This window comes from Flavobacterium sp. 140616W15 (assembly GCF_003668995.1).
Lineage (GTDB): Bacteria > Bacteroidota > Bacteroidia > Flavobacteriales > Flavobacteriaceae > Flavobacterium.
This window is the reverse complement of sequence record NZ_CP033068.1, coordinates 483,083-498,742: the sequence shown is the minus strand read 5'-3', so window position 1 is coordinate 498,742 and position 15,660 is coordinate 483,083. Positions and strand designations below refer to the sequence as shown.

12 protein-coding genes are annotated in these 15,660 nt (G+C 32.1%); 4 read left to right on the top strand and 8 right to left on the bottom strand.

The genetic code is table 11. From position 1 onward, the window contains the following. Positions 1–616 precede the first annotated feature (616 nt). Positions 617–1,582: a TerC family protein gene (locus EAG11_RS02190; protein WP_129537687.1), complete on the top strand. Its 966-nt coding sequence runs from the start codon at positions 617–619 to the stop codon at positions 1,580–1,582. A gap of 922 nt (positions 1,583–2,504) precedes the next feature. Beyond that, the gene (locus EAG11_RS02185) at positions 2,505–4,340 is read left to right on the top strand and encodes a T9SS type A sorting domain-containing protein (protein ID WP_129537686.1); all 1,836 of its coding nucleotides are present in this window, start codon (positions 2,505–2,507) and stop codon (positions 4,338–4,340) included. A gap of 72 nt (positions 4,341–4,412) precedes the next feature. On the opposite strand, the gene EAG11_RS02180 is transcribed toward EAG11_RS02185, so the two are convergent. The 3 genes from EAG11_RS02180 to EAG11_RS02170 all read right to left on the bottom strand — a co-directional run bounded on the left by EAG11_RS02180 (position 4,413) and on the right by EAG11_RS02170 (position 8,554). Next, positions 4,413–4,958, bottom strand: a complete 546-nt coding sequence (locus EAG11_RS02180) for a hypothetical protein (protein WP_129537685.1) — start codon at positions 4,956–4,958, stop codon at positions 4,413–4,415. Positions 4,959–5,228: 270 nt separating this feature from the next. Further along, positions 5,229–6,095: an alpha/beta hydrolase family protein gene (locus tag EAG11_RS02175; RefSeq protein ID WP_129537684.1), complete on the bottom strand. Its 867-nt coding sequence runs from the start codon at positions 6,093–6,095 to the stop codon at positions 5,229–5,231. 419 nt (positions 6,096–6,514) lie between these two features. After that, on the bottom strand, positions 6,515–8,554 hold the full coding sequence (locus EAG11_RS02170; protein WP_129537683.1) for a M13 family metallopeptidase: 2,040 nt from the start codon (positions 8,552–8,554) through the stop codon (positions 6,515–6,517). A gap of 473 nt (positions 8,555–9,027) precedes the next feature. Between EAG11_RS02170 and EAG11_RS02165 the strand changes: the two genes are divergently transcribed. Beyond that, positions 9,028–9,408 carry a secretion protein gene (locus tag EAG11_RS02165; RefSeq protein ID WP_129537682.1) on the top strand — a complete coding sequence of 127 codons (381 nt, stop codon included), beginning with the start codon at positions 9,028–9,030 and terminating at the stop codon, positions 9,406–9,408. Positions 9,409–9,527: 119 nt separating this feature from the next. Here EAG11_RS02165 and EAG11_RS02160 read toward each other — a convergent pair whose 3' ends face one another. Then, positions 9,528–10,331 (bottom strand): hypothetical protein, encoded by an 804-nt coding sequence (locus tag EAG11_RS02160; RefSeq protein ID WP_129537681.1) that lies wholly within the window; start codon positions 10,329–10,331, stop codon positions 9,528–9,530. Positions 10,332–10,469: 138 nt separating this feature from the next. After that, positions 10,470–10,877 carry a helix-turn-helix domain-containing protein gene (locus tag EAG11_RS02155; protein WP_129537680.1) on the bottom strand — a complete coding sequence of 136 codons (408 nt, stop codon included), beginning with the start codon at positions 10,875–10,877 and terminating at the stop codon, positions 10,470–10,472. Between the two features lie 206 nt (positions 10,878–11,083). Between EAG11_RS02155 and EAG11_RS02150 the strand changes: the two genes are divergently transcribed. Continuing rightward, positions 11,084–11,410 (top strand): hypothetical protein, encoded by a 327-nt coding sequence (locus EAG11_RS02150; protein WP_129537679.1) that lies wholly within the window; start codon positions 11,084–11,086, stop codon positions 11,408–11,410. 77 nt (positions 11,411–11,487) lie between these two features. Here the strand turns inward: EAG11_RS02150 and EAG11_RS02145 are convergent, their stop codons facing one another. From EAG11_RS02145 to EAG11_RS02135, 3 genes are all read right to left on the bottom strand, one after another. After that, entirely contained in the window at positions 11,488–11,694 is a 207-nt protein-coding gene (locus EAG11_RS02145; RefSeq protein WP_129537678.1) for a hypothetical protein, read from the bottom strand. 419 nt (positions 11,695–12,113) lie between these two features. Further along, positions 12,114–13,673, bottom strand: a complete 1,560-nt coding sequence (locus tag EAG11_RS02140; RefSeq protein WP_129537677.1) for a hypothetical protein — start codon at positions 13,671–13,673, stop codon at positions 12,114–12,116. 1 nt (position 13,674) lies between these two features. Continuing rightward, on the bottom strand, positions 13,675–15,225 hold the full coding sequence (locus EAG11_RS02135) for a reverse transcriptase domain-containing protein (RefSeq protein ID WP_129537676.1): 1,551 nt from the start codon (positions 15,223–15,225) through the stop codon (positions 13,675–13,677). Positions 15,226–15,660 lie beyond the last annotated feature (435 nt).

Below are 15,660 nucleotides of genomic sequence, written 5' to 3'. Positions count from 1 at the left end.
TGCGTATCCCGATAGCTATCGGGACTGCTCCCTTTGCGGTAAAATAAACCACGGATTAAAAAGAATTAAAATCTGCTCAATCCGCTAAATCTGCGAGCAAACTAACACAAACGTGTCATCCTGACGAAGGAAGGGTCTTACCTGATAGTTCCACAAAGATTATGGAGTTTCTCGCGAAGATTTGCTTCGCCTGTTCGCTATCGCTCGAGTCTCTTTCATCGAAATGACAAGATCGGAGGGTTTCTTTTGCGTTCTTTGCGTATCCCGATAGCTATCGGGACTGCGCCCTTTGCGGTTAAATAAACCACAGATTAAAAGAATTAAAATCTGCTCAATCTGCTTAATCTGCGAGCAAACTAACACAAACTTGTCATCCTGACGAAGGAAGGATCTCATTAAGTAACTCAACAAACATCATGGAACTTCTTTGCATTCTTTGCGTATCCCGATAGCTATCGGGACTGCGCCCTTTGCGGTTAAATCCTCCCCATGCAGATTTAAAACTTAATTTCTCTTAATCTCTTAATGGTAAGAAAATCATACTTTACTTTTTTTGCATTTCATATTTAACATCTCTCAACAAAAACTACCTTTGTAATTCATTAAAAAATAGTTTATGATTGTCTGGATTCTATTTTTAGCTGCCATAATGGGGATCTTAGCTCTTGATCTTGGTGTATTTAACAAAACCCCTCATATTATAAGTACTAAAGAAGCCAGTAAATGGACTCTTATCTGGGTAAGCATCTCCTTTTTATTCTCTGGTGTAATATATTGGCTATACACTACCAATTATATCGAAAACCCTGATGGCTTAAAACCTACTGCAGCCGCTATAAAATTTATCACAGGCTATTTGATCGAACTCTCTTTAAGTATTGATAATATTTTTGTGATTGCTATTATTTTTGCCTCTTTCAAGATTCCGCAAAAATACCAACACCGTGTTTTATTCTGGGGGATTTTAGGAGCTATCGTATTCAGAGGTCTTATGATATTCTTTGGAGTAATGCTTATTAATAAATTTACCTGGACAACTTACCTGTTTGGAGGTTTTTTACTTTTTACTGCTATGAAAATGTTGTTTTCTAGTGATAAAGAAGATTTTCATCCAAAGGACTCTTTTGCTTATAAGACTTTAAGTAAAATTATGCCTATCACTTCTGAAACCGATAAGGAAAAGTTTTTCATTCAAACTGCCAAAGGCAAAGCTGCAACACCATTGTTTGTTGCTTTAATTGTAATCGAAGTAATGGATGTGTTGTTTGCTCTAGATAGCGTTCCTGCCATTCTCGCCATAACAAAAGATCCTTTTTTGGTATTTAGCTCTAACATCTTTGCTATTCTCGGATTGCGTTCGATGTATTTTTTCTTAGCCAATATGATCGCAAAATTCAGCCATTTAGAATATAGCCTAATTGCAATTTTAAGTTTTGTAGGCCTTAAAATGCTACTCCACGATTATATCGAAATACCAGAATGGGGCTCTCTCGCTTTTATCGCCCTTTCGCTGATTATAGGAATCATAGCCTCATTGCGATTAAGTAAAAACAATGAGAGAATTTCTAAAACAGAAGAATAATTGTAATGGGAAACATTTTCTAAACCATTAAGTTCTCTCTAGCTCTCCCTAAAATGAGAAATGGAACGTAGATAAAACAGATTCACTATAGCGAAAACATGTCTTTCTGAACCATTAAGTTATGAAGCTTCATTAAGAATAAAAGTTTAATATCTCTAACTTTTCCTTATATCTGAATGGAACGCGGATAAAACAGATTCACTATAACGAAAACATTTTTTTCTAAACCATTAAGTCATTAAGCTTCATTAAGAGTAAAAGTTTAATCTCTCTAGCTTTTCCTTATATCTGAATGGAACGCGGATAAAACAGATTCACTATAGCTAAAACATTTTTTTCTGAACCATTAAGTTATGAAGCTTCATTAAGAATAAAAGTTTAATCTCTCTAGCTTTTCCTTATATCTGAATGGAACGCGGATAAAACAGATTCACTATAGCTAAAACATTTTTTTCTGAACCATTAAGTTATGAAGCTTCATTAAGAATAAAAGTTTAATCTCTCTAGCTTTCCCTAAAATGAGAAATGGAATGTAGATAAAGCGGATTCACTATAACGAAAATATTTTTTTCTGAACCATTAAGTCATTAAGCTTCATTAAGAATAAAAGTTTAATATCTCAAACTTTTCCTTATATCTGAATGGAACGCAGATAAAACAGATTCACTATAACAAAAACATTTTTTTCTAAACCATTAAGTCATTAAGCTTCATTAAGAATAAAAGTTTAATCTCTCTAACTTTTCCTTATATCTGAATGGAACGCGGATAAAACATCTTACTTTTCTCATTCTCTCATTTCTACATTCACTTTTTTTTCATTTCTCCTCACCTAAATGTTAAATTATAAGAAAAATAACATATTTAACTCGATTTAATAAATAAAACATTACATTAGTTATTAATTTAAAAATTTCAGCTTATGAAAAAGAAATACTTTTATTACATTTTATTGCTCTTATTTAATACGTCTATTTTATTTGGGCAAAAAGTAACCCTTACACCACAAGTTGTAAATGGCAAAAGTTACACCTCGGGACCTATTAACCTTGAATCAACTCCTACATCAAGTGTTTCATTAGGAGTTACAGTTGAAATGCCATCTATACCTGGAAACAATGGAACAATAAGTATATACTCTTTAAATGGTCTAAATGCTAACATTGTTATTGGGGGGAATGGCGGTGCATTATTTTTTGGTGAAGGCAAATTTGCTTCTCGTAGTTTTGTTGTAGCTTTATCTGCCAGCGACTTTAATACTTCACAAGGATATATTTATGCAGAATATAAAACTTTCTCTGGATTAACTTATAAAAGCTCTAATATTTCTGTCATTAAAAGTGGAACAACACCACCAGTAATACCACCAGTAATACCACCAGTGACACCACCGGTCACAGATCCAAATTTCAAAAACACATTATGCTGTAATCAAACTATTAGATATGGAGATAGACCTGCTCCATTAGTAGCTTCTACAGTAGATAAATTAAAAACTTCAACTTCATGGCTTAAAATTATTGATAGTAAATTCCCTAACTCAACTTATACAGGCATAAATTATTCTCAAGACAGGAGTAATGTATTGATCACAGACTATTTAACCGAACCAGCAACTTTCAAAAGAAGAATAGGATCAAATTTCCCATTTAATGACAGTAATCCAATTAATATAAAGATAATTCCTACTCCAATAATCAACAAAATTTTAATCGAAGGGGGTAACGATACAAATGGCTTTGTTGAAATTATAGATTCAAACCCAAAACAAATATATAGTGATAGAGCATCTGCCAGAGTAAATTTAAATATTCTTGAAAACCCATACCATGTTCCATTAAGGGGAGATACTTTTGCTACTATAGATCGTTATGAGTGGCAGTATGCAATAACAGATCAAAATGACGATTTTTTAGTTAAAAATTGGATTACTATCGAAAATGAAAATTCTGTATTTCTAGAGTATACTGCTCTAACAAAGATCCCAAAATTCGAAGATAATTACCTAGTTATTAGACGAATTGCGTTCTATAAAAATTTAAGTAATGCTAGTAATATTTTAAAGATCATTCCTAGAACTCTAAAAAATAATAATGTGATTTGTTGTGATCAGGTTTTAGCTATGGACTCTGCTTTACAACAAATTGAAAATCCATCCTTAATTACTGGCTCTTCAGCTGCTATCGAAAAAACACAAAATGTCCAAAATATAAATATAACTTATCAATGGCAAAGCCAGGCAATAACCAATACGAGACCAAATCAATATGGCACATGGTCAAATATTACTGGTGCAACATCAAAAGATTACCTTCCTACACCATTACAATTTATTATAGGAACAAGAGGTGGCTTAATTGTAGAAACTACCTATAATTACAGAAGAATTGCAACTATTAATTACAGAATTAACAATAAAAATTATACATCAAATTCATATAGCAACGAAACAAATGTACAAGCTGGAAGAATGTATGGCACTCCAACATTAATTGCATATCCAAATCCTGCTTCTTCAATCATATACGTGGAAAACAAGTCAACTGACTATCTTTTGTCGAGTACAAAGATATCTATAGCAAATATAATGGGAACAAATGTAAGTGCTAATTTTTCTGTGATAAATGAAAACCTAATAAGTATAGATGTTTCTAATTTAGTCATTGGAACCTATTTTATAAACATTGAGAATACTGGAGGAGATGGAAGAAGAGGTGGGAGAGGAAATTCACAATTAACATTTATAAAAACCAACTAGCAATATATAAAATATAAGGAAGCCGTCTCAACATCTTGAGACGGCTTCTTTTTTGTTTCTATTGTAAAAAAATTAATTCAATTCCTTAACTTTACTATCATCAATATTATATTTCTTGATAACTTCATTGTAATCTGAGAAATCAGGTTTATTAACTGATTTACCTGTAAAAGCTCCTGGAATAATTACTATTCTAAATGTTTGATTATCTAGAAAATCTCCTGCAGTAGTTTCTAAATCATAATTAGCACGCACATAGATTTTAAAATCTTCCTTACTAAAATCATAATCATAATAAACCTCACGATTATTAGTTAGAGAAATATTAACTGGAATTAATTGCCAAATTGGAGTACTTGCATCTATTGTCCCCACTAACCTGTAAATTAATATAGTACTAGCATCTCCTATAAGTGGATTGAATACGCCTGACATATAAAAACCATCAACATTATTATATGCAAAATCTTTATTTCTAATTTCCATGACTTTACTCACAAATCCCGGAGGTCCTGGAAGTCCATCATATCCCGGAGGTCCTTCTGGTCCTTCTGGTCCTTCGCAACTAGAAAATGCGACTAACCCTATAATCGCAAAAAGTGTAATTATCTTTTTCATGTTTTTTATTTTTAAGTTTTTATACATAAAGGTATTCCAAAAATCAAACCAAAAAAAATAATCAGTGACGATTTATTCGATAAATATTATAAAAATATTCATATCTTATTAGTTTTCAGCCAAAAACACGAATATCACACAACGTTATTTTTAAAATTATATTAGATATAATTCATAAATAGTACATTTCACTCATCAAAGCACAGTTATTATGTATAAAAAAGAACGCAAAAAGAAACATATTTCTTTCTCATAGCTAATTGGTTATATTTAATTTACAACAACACCATTTTTAGCCAGAACTTTACTAAAATACAATACATGATAAGGCAATGCATTTTCCCAATATTCCCATGTATGTGCTCCTGGTCTTTCGGTATAATCGTGGGCTACTTTATTATACAACAATCTTCGGTGTAATTCACGATTAGGCTCTATCAGAAAATCATCTACTCCGCAATCTATAATTAAAGCTAGTTTATTGGCTTTTATTTTATCTACCATTCCTAAAACGGCGTTTTGTTTGTACAGTTCAACATCATTGCTTTTATCTCCAAAAACGGGGTGCATTAGCTTTACAACCTCAGCCGCTGAATCTCGATTTAACATAACGCCCATATCTACAGCCCCACTCATGCTTCCGGCTGCACAAAATAAATCAGGATGCTTAGCCGATAAGGACAATGCGCCATGTCCTCCCATAGAAAGTCCCGAGATTACTCTTCCCTTTCTATCGGTAATAGTTCGATATGTTTTGTCTATTTTCTGAATTACTTCTTTGGTGATATACGTTTCAAACTGGCTTTCTTTATTTACTGGACTATCCAAGTAAAAACTAAACGTTTCCCCTTCTGGCATTACGATTATCAAATTGTATTGATCGGATAAATTTTGTACTAGTTTTTTATCTGGTATACTTTTTAGCCAATCTCCAAAATGCCCATAGGCGCCATGCAATAAATACAATACTGGAAATGATGCTTTGCTTTTGGCATACGAATTGGGCAAAACAACTGCCGCTTTATACGTTTTTCCCATCGCTGCACTTGGTATTTGTAGCGTGTCTACTTTGGCTCCGTAAGACAAAAAAGAACTGCACAAAAAAGCAGCTATCAATACAATTTTAAAGTTTTTCATTTTTTTTAAGGTTCTGAGTTGCTAAGCCTCTAAGATATAAAAAAAGAGGTAAAGGTTTTAGAAAAGGTACTGAGGGGAAAAGGCTCAAAGGGGCAAAGGGACAAAGGGACAAAGTTTTGGATTGAGCATAAAATAACTACACTATTGCCTTTATAAAAAAATCTCCACAAGAAACGTGACACTTTACTGCCTGTTTCTTGCGGAGATTTATCGTGCAAGTTTATATATAAAATTACGGTTACTTTATGTTCACTCCTATTTAACAAAGACGCACTGCAGTGCTTCTCTACAGAAAACCTTTGAACCTCAGAACTTCTTTTTAACTTTTCGTTTCATTAAGAAAGACGCACTGCGGGGCGCCTCTACAGAAAACCTCTGTACCTTTGTACCTTTTTTTTAACCTTTGAGCCTCAAAAAAGTTACCAAATCACCACACGCAAACTATCTGGTTGATACATTTTATCCCCTTTTTTCACATTAAATGCTTTATAAAATTCAGGCATATTACTTAATGGTCCGTTTACTCTAAATTGCTCAGGAGCATGTACATCGGTCATGATTTGATTAATCTTAGATTCATCTCTTCTATTGATCATCCAAGAATAAGCATAAGAAAGGAAGTAACGCTGATCTGGAGTTAATCCGCTAATTTTCTCATTGTTTTTATACTGAGCTGTTTTCTTAAATGCCTCGTAACCTACTACAACACCACCTAAATCGGCAATATTTTCTCCTTGTGTTGCTTCACCGTTAACGTGCTTACCTAATACAGTAAACTTATTATACTGATCTACAATCAACTTCGTTTTTGCTTTAAATTTTTTCAAATCTTCAGCAGTCCACCAATTATTTAGGTTTCCTTTTTCGTCATATTGACTTCCTTGATCATCAAAACCATGTGTGATTTCATGTCCAAAGAAAGAACCTCCAAGAATTCCGTATAATATAGCATCATCAGGCATTCTTCCTTCATAACCCGGAACGATCGTATTACAAGCCGGAATCACAATTTCGTTATTACTCGGATTATAATACGCATTATACGTTTGTGGTTGCATGCTCCATTCGTTTCTATCTACAGCTTTACCATATTTGTTTACCATATCATTGTAATGCCAAGAATTGGCTCTCATTACATTTCCACAATAAGAATTCTTATCGACAGCAAGTTTACTCATATCCTTCCATTTATCTGGATACCCCACTTTCATAACGATTTTATTCAATTTTTGTAATGCTTTCTCTTTTGTTGTATCACTCATCCAATCTAATTTCTTGATATGTAAAGCAAATACGTCACGTATATTATTACCTATTTCCAGTAATTTTTCTTTCACGCCTTTTGGCATGTATTCAGCTACATATACCTGCCCTATTAATTCGCCTAAGTAACTGTTTGTTTGTCCAACAACTCTTTTCCAACGTGGTTTTTGAGTACTTACTCCATTCATTACAGTCGAAAAGAATTTGAAATTTTGCTTTTCTACATCGGCATTTAGATAGCTTGCATAAGAATTAACCAAATTCCATTTAAGGTATGTTTTCCATTCCTCCAGAGGATGTGTTTTTAGCAATCCGTTTAATGCTGTAAAAAATTCTGGCTGTCCCACAATTACCGAATCAGCTTTGGCAATTCCTAAAACTGGTAAAACTGTTTTCCAATCGATATTGGGAGTCGTTTTGCTAAATTGTTCTACTGTAAGTTTATTGTAGTTTTTTATAGGATCTCTAAGCTCTTCTAGTTTACGAGAAGATTTTGCCAGATCAGTTTCCAGTTTCATGATAGTTGCAGCGCTTTTAGCAGCCGTAGCTTCGTCCTCGCCAGTAAATTTCATCATCGTTTTAAGATGCGTTAAATACTCCTTACGAATAGATGTATTTCGCTTATCAGTATCAAGATAAAAGCCTCTTTCATCCATCCCTAATCCGCCCTGTCCAAAAAACAACGCATATTTTGTGCTTATTTTATCATCCTGACTTACATAAAATGAAAAGGCCGGACTAGCTCCAATAGTTTGTAAATGCGCTATAGAATTTACCAAAGAAGGAACATCTTTTATAGCAGCAATTTTTTTCATTTCGCTATTAAGCGGAGACAATCCTGCTTTTTCGATAGCAATCGTATCCATACCCGAAGCATAGAAACCGCCTATTTTTTGTTTGTTACTTCCTTTTGCAGCCGATTCATCTGCAGCCGATTTTTCGCAAATCGTTTTTATTTGTTCATTAATTGTATCCATAACAATCCTCCCAATACCATTACTGCTATCGGTACTCGGAATTGGATGTTTCTTAAACCAACCATTATTGGCATAATTAAAAAAATCATCTGCTGGATTAATCGTTGTATCACGATTGGTTATTAAAGGATCCGGAAATACTGCTGGCTCTTTTTTGCCACAGCTTGAAACAACTATTCCCGTAAGAGTAAATACGATAAGTGTTCTAAATAAATTCATGAAGGTTATAATTTTGATTGTTTGATTAAATCTAACTAATTGATGCTTGTTTGTTACAATATTGAAAAACAAGAATGTAAATATAATTTTTTCTTACATACAAAATGATGTAGATTTATTTTTTTAGCCACAGCTACCGAAGAGTTTTCGGTTGGAACTTATTTCTTAAAAGAGTTGTTTTTTTATTTAAAAGAGTGCTAAATATTCAAAAACAAGACATTTATCCAAATTTTTTTTGCTTTAAAATCATTTTTTATACGCCAATTACTACAAAATCGCAAAGTGTTGATTAAAAAAAGTGATAAAATAAAATCCAAAGCCGCTATAAATCCGTATATAATCACAGGTCGAACAGAAACACTTTTAAATCAACGACTTAGGCCATGAATTTAACATAAAAAATATTTTGCAGTTAACAAACTATTTGTAGTTTTGCGCACCGCGATTTGAAAATTAAAACAAAAAACAAAGACATGAAGAAGATTTTAGGATTAAGCTTAGTATTGGTTATTTTTTTGACAACGATGAGTACTTATGCAATTGATGGAAAGGGAGATTATATTTTAAATATAAAAACCGGAAATGGCAAAGTAGTTAGTTTTACCTTAAACGGGGAACAAAAATCAAGTTTTTCAATTTTTGACAACGAGAATCATTTGATATACAAAGGAATAGCTACTAATGAATTAGAAATTTCAAAAACATTAAGCTTAGAAGCATACCCTGCAGGAACGTACTACCTTGAATTACAGAACAATGCTAAGAAAGTAAAACACGAAATTGTTGTAAAATCTTCTAAAGCAAACAAAACAACTGACGAAACGGTTAATCAAAGCCCAGCTTTTCGTCGTTAATTTAGCAACTTTTTGCAAAGCAAGACAATTGCTATTTTAGTTATTACAAACAAACCCCAACTCTCTAGAGAATTGGGGTTTGTTTTTTTCTTATTCGCTCTTTGCTATTAAAATAAAGCTTACTTAAACAAGTTGTCAATATCATCCTGAATTCCAAAAATATCTGTTATGGTATACAAACCCACCGGTTCATCTAAATGGGTATTAGAAGGTGGAGTTTCAACACAAGCTGCGATTAATTTGATTTGATTTGCCAAGTCTGGTAAAAATTTAATTCCTGCAACCGAAAATTTAGAAACTCGTGTGACACCACTGTCATACATTCTTCCTTTTGCTTTTATTTTTTCTAATGCTTCAATTTTAGGAACACTATCAAATATCTTATCATAAAATTCAAGTATCGGACTTTCATTTGGGCGTTCGTGGCTATGTATATAGGCACAGAAATATTGTTTCCCTAATTGAATAGAAATTACATCCTTCGGTCTGTAAAAAGTAATATTATCTGGAGATGATGGTATTCGTTTTAATTCAGTCGCTTTAGAATTTATGAAAGCTTTTATCTCTGCCGTTTTTCTAAAAAAATCATCACTTAAAACAACTTCTTTATTTAAGTCATCAATCGCATCTATTGCCTTTTCTTTGATTATTTCATCTGTTAGCCCATATTTATGAAGCGTTAATGCTAAAGCGATATAGGCTTTACGTTTATAATTAATTGTCACTTCTGAACTATCTGCTTCTAATATGCAATTCCAGCGCAGTACCATTTTAGGAAGTATATAATTAGTTAGATTGGCAGCTATTTCTTTATCATGCTTGGCGTACCTCATCACAGTACCAGTAAGTCTTGCCAAATCCTCATCAATATTTTGAACTAATGATTTTGCAGCCAGTTTATCTAAGATTTGTTGATGTGTCATAATTTCTAATTTTCCCCAAACTTAAAAATAATAAGTAATTCTTTAAATCATTTCTCTCATAAAAAAACAAGAAAATAACAACAAAAAAACAGCTCTAGATGGAGCTGTTTTTTTAAAATTAAATCTTTATCGAGAATATTATTTCCCTTTTAGTAATTTTTCTAAATATTCGATTTTATCCTTTTCAGCTTGAAGCAAACGCTCGTAAAGTTTTTTATTTTCTTCTACTGTTTCCATTAATTTATCTAACGGATTGAATGTACAGTTATTAAGTCCAAAATAGTTGTTAGGACTTTCATTGAAAGTATTAAAATAATTAATCACACCTTCTTCTGTAAAATTCTTAATGGCATCAACCGTTACGCCAAGTGCTTTTGCTACTTCGATTAGTTTTTCTTCGTCTATTGTTTCACTGTTTTCGATAGCAGATACAGCCTGTTGGTTAGTTCCTAAAGCTTGTGCCAAAGCTTCCTGTTTCATATCACGAAGTTCACGAATACGGCTAATTTTTCGCCCTATATGATTTGGTTTTGTAAGTGTGCTCATAATTCAAAGATAATAATTAAGTATAATAAATGGCAATATGTAAAAAACATATTTAGCGCCGTACAATACAGCAAAAAATGATTTGATACCGCACAATCTATTTCTTTCTTGCAGCGAATTAAACAAAAGTACAATTTTTCTTATAATAAATTTATAAAAGTCAAATTATAAAACGATTAACAATTCTAACTAAAACACATACAATCATGGAAACCAATGAAACTAAAACTTTAGAGAATCTCAAAAGATTAACTGCCTTACATTTTCATACATTAAAACCTGCTAACGACAAGTCGAAAGCTTATGTCGCTCAAATTAAGTTCGTAAATTATTATGATTTGGGTTGTGTTATTACCGATATGATAAAATTATGCATTCTGGCTCTCGATGAGGAAACTCATAAACTATCTGAGAAAAACAAAAATGAAGTTATTAATGTCAGTCTGATTTTGGAAACTGTACTGCATATGTTTCCTATGGATGAATTTGAGTTTTTAAGTGATGTTAGTGAGATGGTTGGTGAAGATTCTTAGAGTGTTAACTAATAAACAGGAGTTATGAAGTGTTTATATGCTTGCGCGAGCGTCCCGCTCGTGCAAGCGAGGAGAAATTATCTATTTCTACTAAAATTATTAGTTGCTTCTAAATCTTCTAATTCAAGAATATAGCGTACTTTTTGAATATCGCCTAAATTATAATAATGTACATTAATAATTTTGTACCCTTTGACTGCTTTTTCGTTAATCCAGTCCATCATTTCTTGAATATTTTCAATTTCGAAGTCGTAAATGATATAATCTTTTTTAATTATTTCCATAATGTTTTATATGTTTTTAATTAGGTTTCAGCGCTTTCGTTTCTCAAACTGAGGCATAACTTTCTAGTAATAAAGCAGATTTATTCATTAAATAGAGATATAACAGAAAAAGCAGAGACCCCAAAAGAAGTGCAAAAGAAGTACCTATTCCCAGAAATAACTGACACAGTATATAAATCATTCATGCAGTAAAGTCTTAGATATTGGAACTATAATTATATCGTTCTCATCCTCAATATTCATCAAAACGTAATGAGTTTCCTTTTTATCTTCAACTCCGTTCTGAAAGTTTTTTTTTGTCAGATTGACATCATAGTCATCCACAAACTTATAAATTTTACTATCAGTGCTTCCTTTAATTTTAAAAAGATTCATTTTTAAACTTTAAAAAATAATCCTCAGAATCTATATTTCTTTTGTTAAATTCCCTTTCTAACGCTTTCAAGCATGAATTTATATCGTTTAAGAGTGAATTGTTTACTTTCATAATCGTCGAGAATTCTTCTTGCTTCAAGTAGTTTTTTAATTCTGTCGGGCAACTCAATTGTGAAAGGTGTTGTTCCATCAATTGTTTGAATAATACTGTCTCTGTATCTTTCTGGCGCACTTTCAAGTTTTGCTTCTTCTTGAGCAAACTGTCCTCCAAGTTCTCTTTCACGGTTTTCAAATTCAAATGGTAGTAGTTCAATTCTTCTTCGTATGCTTTTTCTTGATTCTCTAATTTTTCCTGTTCTAACTTCCTCATTTTCGATTTCTCGCTGTATTCGTATTGAAGATTCTTGTATTCTAATTGCTTTTTCACCAATTCCTCCTCGTCCATCGATACTAATTTCAGTTTCTGTTGTTCGATATTCAATCTCTCGTTGCAGATTTGTAAGTTCTCCTCTTCTTTTAAGATATCTTGCTTCCAGATTTCCGTCTTTGCGCTTAATTTCTTCTGTTGCTCCGTAATATTCATTTGCCAATTTTCCCTGCTCTCGTTCAATATACTCGGCAAATTCTCTTTCTTGACTTTCAATCTGTTCATACGAATCTCTAAATCTTTCTGTAACTCTATCTCGATGCTCCTTTCGTAACTGTTCCAGTCGCTCTCTATTTCGGTCTGTATTTGTCTTAATTCTTGATAGTTCCTGTTCAAGTTGGAAAACATTATTTCGGTATTGTTGCCCCTCCAAAGATCTTCCAATTGACCGTATAAGATTGCTAATTTGTGATTTTCTACAAGCGAGAGATTCTTGGAAAAACTCTCTTTCGAATTCGTCAATTGATAATATTTCTTCTCGATTTCCTTTGGAAACTTGTAAGAAGTCAGTGCGTTCTTCGAGTTCATTATATACCCATTTAGTGTTAGTAGAAGTTTTTAAACTTTTGACAATATTATCATGTGAATCCTTTGGTATTTTAATTTGTATGGTGTCAATTCCTAATCTTCTTATTTTTACTTTTTTTTCATCAGATAGCTTGTGTGTTACTACGATTTCAATTAATAAAATCGGTTCACCTTTAGTATTGAAGAAAGCCAAATCAGGGCGAAAAAGTAAATTTCTGTCTTCTATGTCAGGATTTTTACCCCATTTAATATTTCCTTCGTCATCTTCATAAAACGTTTGTTCAACTTTTACAGATTTGGCTATTATAAATTCTGACTCCTCCAGAAGTACAGCTTTTTTTCCATCTGCAGAATATTTATTTAGGTTTGGCACTTTAACACTTTTACTTTCCTGAAGTATAGTTATAGCAAGTTTATGTCGATACTCTTCATTTCTGAAAGTGCATTTACGTTCTATTTTAACATCCTTAGCATCATGCCGAAAATAAGATTTGTAAATTTCATTTTTGAAGTGTACAGCCTGCATTTCTTTGTCACAGCTAAGACACCAATAACCCTTCCGACCACTTACGGCATCAAGAATAAAAATCACTTCTTCTTTGCTGTTCTTGGCATATTCATTTTGCTCTATGTTGTTGCTTGTTTCCAAATTATTGTAGAAGTTTGTTCAATTTATTCCAATGTCTTTTTGTTTGATTCTTGATTTTATTAGAAAATTTTATGGTGTGCGCTTTGTAAGCATATGATAAAAAGTTTCCCCAATCAAAGTGCTGTGTTACTTCGAAATATTTTTTCTTAGTATTAAATATATATTTTCTTCTTCTAGTAGCACCTTTGTAAGTAAAGCGATTTAATAATCTCCGTTTAAAGAGTTCACCTGGGTATTTACTAGTGGAAGTACTTGAAAAATGTCTTGCTCTTCTTATAGTTCGTTTCATTTTTCTATAATACCCAGATAAGCTTGCTGATTTAATTGTTACCTGAGCACCGTTATATTCTAAACCTAAGTATATAAAATTCTTGTCAAAATTTATCAAGTTTTCATACTCTTGACCACACTTTAATAAATTATTATCTCTATGAAAATGAAAAATCTGTGTCTTTTTATTTTGAATAGTAAGATTGATTTCACTAATTTTTTGATTAAAAAGATCTATGATCTCTTGTTTTTTATCTAGAGGACACACTACAACCATATCGTCAGAATATCTTCGGTATATACCGTTTATTCCTTTTAAATGCTCATTGATTTCAAAATCAAAATCTAGCATATAAATGTTTGCTAGGATTGCACTGATAGGTGATCCTTGCGGAATTCCAAAATCCTTAGTTACAACTACACCTACATCATCTTTAATATGCCTGATTTTTTTTACAAGTTTTTTACTTTTGGATATGAATTCTGTTTTCGTGCAAAATGCAACAGCATCAGATTTCTTTAGATATTTGACCTTTGAAACTCTTTTTCTTGTTACCGTTTCCTTACCGTTTTTCGTTGTTTTAACAAAAATGTTGTTTTGGAATTCTTCGAAAATGTCAACCAAATCAATATAGGAAAATCGTGTAATGTTTTTAAAAACGTTAAAATGATCTTTAGGCATTGGCCCTTCTAAATTCCCTATGACTTCATTCCACTTTGCCCTTAACTTCTTATGATTCAAATTGTCAAAGAAACCTTTAATATCAAATGCTATGGCTATAAAATGATCTTCAGGGTACTCATCAATTGATTTAAAAACATCTACGGCAAAGTCGATATTGCATTTGTTTTTCTTTGATTTTTCCTTTAAAGGTATCTTTCTATACGCAGTAACGACCTGAGATAGTTCTTTGTCAGAAATTAGTTTTTCGTAGTCTTTGGTTAGTAATTCAGCATAATAACTATAAACCAAAGAATCGAGGTGACCAGCATAATACAATTCGCGTTCTTTGGTACTTGCTGAACGAGTTTTCTTATTTCCATTTACAATACTGTATTTTAGAATCCCAGTCTTTTTGCAATATGATTTTCTGAATTTTCTAACTTTACTTTTTTTGTGAATAAAAGGAAGAAAATCATGTGTAATAATTTTTTCAGGATTTGTTATATAACCTTCGATCCAAACAGCACGATTCTTTGATTTCAAAGGAAAACCAATATGTGGATATCGTTTTAATTTGAACCAATCTTTGTTTTTTTCTAAAGGTATATTTACAGCCATATTTCATATTAAAAGTGAAAAAAGAGAAGGGACTACGAAGCATTGCTTTTACATATTTACTATGTGAAAAATACATGCGTTATTGATGTCTAAACAGTGCCTAGACATCGCTCCTTCAAGTCGGGTAATTATTGTTGTAACTTTACAAATTAAATCTAATTCTATGAAAGAACCAGTCATCTATAAGTACATTACGGTCATTATATCCCTCAGCAATCTGTTATTAACAGCGCTGGGAATAACAGATTCGCTGAGGGATATTTGTTCAATATTCTCTTGCATATCTGAAATTTGACCTCCTCAACAGCGTTTAATGTTGAGTTAGATTATAAATCTATACCATAAAACGTATTTTTCAGCGCCTTCTCTTATCCACTAATTTATATCACCTAATTTAAATTTGGTAATAGTCAAACATAGCAATATAAATCATTA